Raw genomic sequence first — 2,532 nt, forward strand, 5'->3', positions numbered from 1 at the left:
AATCAAATTTACTCCCGGGCGGTAGGCCAGGTGAATGTAGCTTGGTGCGTTGATGACTGCAAAGTCTGCGCGTGCACCAACAGAAATATGACCGATGTCGTCTCGGCGCAGCGCCTTAGCGCCACCCATGGTTGCCGACCAAAGTGCCTCGGCCGGAGACATGTGCATTTCACGAACCGCAAGGGCGATGCAGAATGCCATTGAAGTTGTGTAGCTGGATCCTGGGTTGCAATCTGTTGCGAGTGCAACAGTCACTCCGGCGTCAATAAGTTTGCGTGCGTCTGGATAGTTTGAACGAGTTGAAAATTCTGCGCCAGGAAGAAGTGTTGCCACGGTGTTTGAGTTTGCGAGTGCGTCAATGTCGTCGTGGTTCAGATGCGTGCAGTGATCTGCCGATGCGCAATCAAGTTCAACGGCAAGTTGGATGGCGCCGATGTTTTCAAGTTGGTTTGCATGAATGCGAGGTGCAAGACCCACTGCAATTCCCGCATTGAGAATTTCGCGGGCTTGATCAACGTTGAATGCACCGCGATCACAAAACACATCAATCCACTTTGCGTGGGGAGCTGCTGCGGTGAGCATTTGGTTTTTTACGAGCTCAACGTATGCGTCTGCGCCCGCTTCGTCAGAAGCAAAATTTGCACCGCTCTTGAATTCCTGTGGCACAACGTGCGCACCAAGAAAAGTAGTTTCGCTGGTGTGTTTTGCTGCAATCGCGAGCGAGCGTGATTCGGTTTCAATATCTAGGCCGTAGCCGCTCTTGGTTTCAAAAGTGGTGATGCCACTCGCGTTCATCTCGGCAACTAATCGCGCAAGGTTTGCCTCAAGTTGTGCATCGCTCGCGTCACGAGTTGCAGCAACTGTGGTTTTGATTCCACCGGCACTGTATGCCTGACCCTGCATGCGAGCAGAAAATTCTTCGGCACGATCACCGGCAAACATGAGGTGCGCGTGTGAATCAACGAAACCTGGAATCACAGTTTTGTTTTGCAGATCAACATTTGCATCAGCAGCGGGTGCCGAGCTTGCTTCACCAATCCACGCGATCTTTCCTTCTTCAACAATGAACGCAGGGTTCGCGAAGTGTGCATCGGTGTTTGTCACCAACGATGCAATGTTGTTGAAGAGAGTGGACATGCTACTCAGTATCAAGCATCGGCACGTGCACGTGCTTTTCGTGAGCAACGCGCTTGGCAATGTCGTAGCCAGAATCCACGTGACGGATAACGCCCATGCCCGGGTCGTTGGTCAGCACGCGCTGCAGCTTCTCGGCCGCTAGATCAGAGCCATCGGCAACCGATACTTGACCGGCGTGAATCGAGCGACCCATGCCAACACCGCCACCGTGGTGCAGCGATACCCAGCTGGCGCCAGAGGCCACGTTCAACATGGCGTTCAGGATTGGCCAGTCGGCGATTGCGTCTGAGCCGTCGAGCATTGCTTCTGTCTCGCGGTAAGGCGAGGCAACCGAACCACAGTCAAGGTGATCGCGACCAATAACAATTGGCGCGCTAACTTCGCCGCGCTTAACTAGGTCGTTGAAAACTGCTCCGGCCTTGTCGCGTTCGCCATAACCCAACCAGCAAATGCGTGCTGGCAAACCTTGGAACTGCACGCGCTCTTGCGCCATGTTTAGCCATCGGTGTAGGTGTTTGTTTTCTGGGAACAGTTCCATCATCGCTTGGTCTGTGCGGTAGATATCTTTTTTGTCGCCAGATAGTGCAACCCAACGGAATGGACCCTTGCCCTCGCAGAAGAGTGGTCGAATGTAGGCGGGCACGAAACCAGGAAAGGCGAATGAGCGATCGTAACCACCCTTGCGAGCTTCGTCACGAATTGAGTTTCCGTAGTCAAAGACGATTGCGCCCTTGTCCATGAAGCCAACCATTGCTTCAACGTGCTTGGCCATTGCAGCTTGTGCGCGCTTGGTGAAGTCTTCGGGATTGCTTTCGCGGTAATCCTTTGCGGTGTCAACGTCCATGCCCTCTGGAATGTAGTACAGCGGGTCGTGAGCAGAAGTTTGGTCAGTAATGATGTCGATTGGTACTTCTCGCTTAAGTAGCTCGGCAAAAATTGTTGCAGCGTTGCCAACAACACCAACCGATTTTGCGATGCGTGCGTTCTTGTATTTGGTGACGAGATCGATTGCCTGGTCTAGGTTGTCGGCGATTTCATCGAGGTATCGGTCGCGCACGCGCATCTCAAGTGAGCGGCGATCAACGTCAACAATTAGACAGGTTCCTTCGTTCATTGTTACCGCAAGAGGTTGTGCGCCACCCATGCCACCGCAACCACCGGTAAGGGTGAGTGTGCCGGCAAGTGTGCCACCAAAAGATTGTTCGGCAACTGCTGCAAAAGTTTCGTAGGTGCCCTGAAGAATTCCCTGGGTGCCAATGTAGATCCATGAGCCGGCGGTCATCTGACCGTACATGGTTAGACCTAGGTGTTCTAGGCGGCGGAACTCTGGCCAGTTAGCCCAGTCACCAACCAAGTTTGAGTTTGCAAGCAGCACGCGCGGTGCCCACTCGTGGG

At 53.6% G+C, this 2,532-nt stretch carries 2 protein-coding genes; both read right to left on the reverse strand.

The window, feature by feature from the left end; all coding sequences use genetic code 11:
• Positions 1-1,137, reverse strand: a 1,137-nt coding sequence (gene hutI, locus Q0L26_RS05690) for an imidazolonepropionase (RefSeq protein WP_296648575.1), incomplete at its 3' end; no start/stop codon positions are given.
• Position 1,138: 1 nt separating this feature from the next.
• Positions 1,139-2,532: urocanate hydratase (gene hutU, locus Q0L26_RS05695; RefSeq protein ID WP_296648577.1), on the reverse strand; the 1,394-nt coding region annotated here is incomplete at its 5' end.

This window comes from Rhodoluna sp. (assembly GCF_024641065.1).
In the GTDB taxonomy this organism is placed as follows: domain Bacteria; phylum Actinomycetota; class Actinomycetes; order Actinomycetales; family Microbacteriaceae; genus Rhodoluna.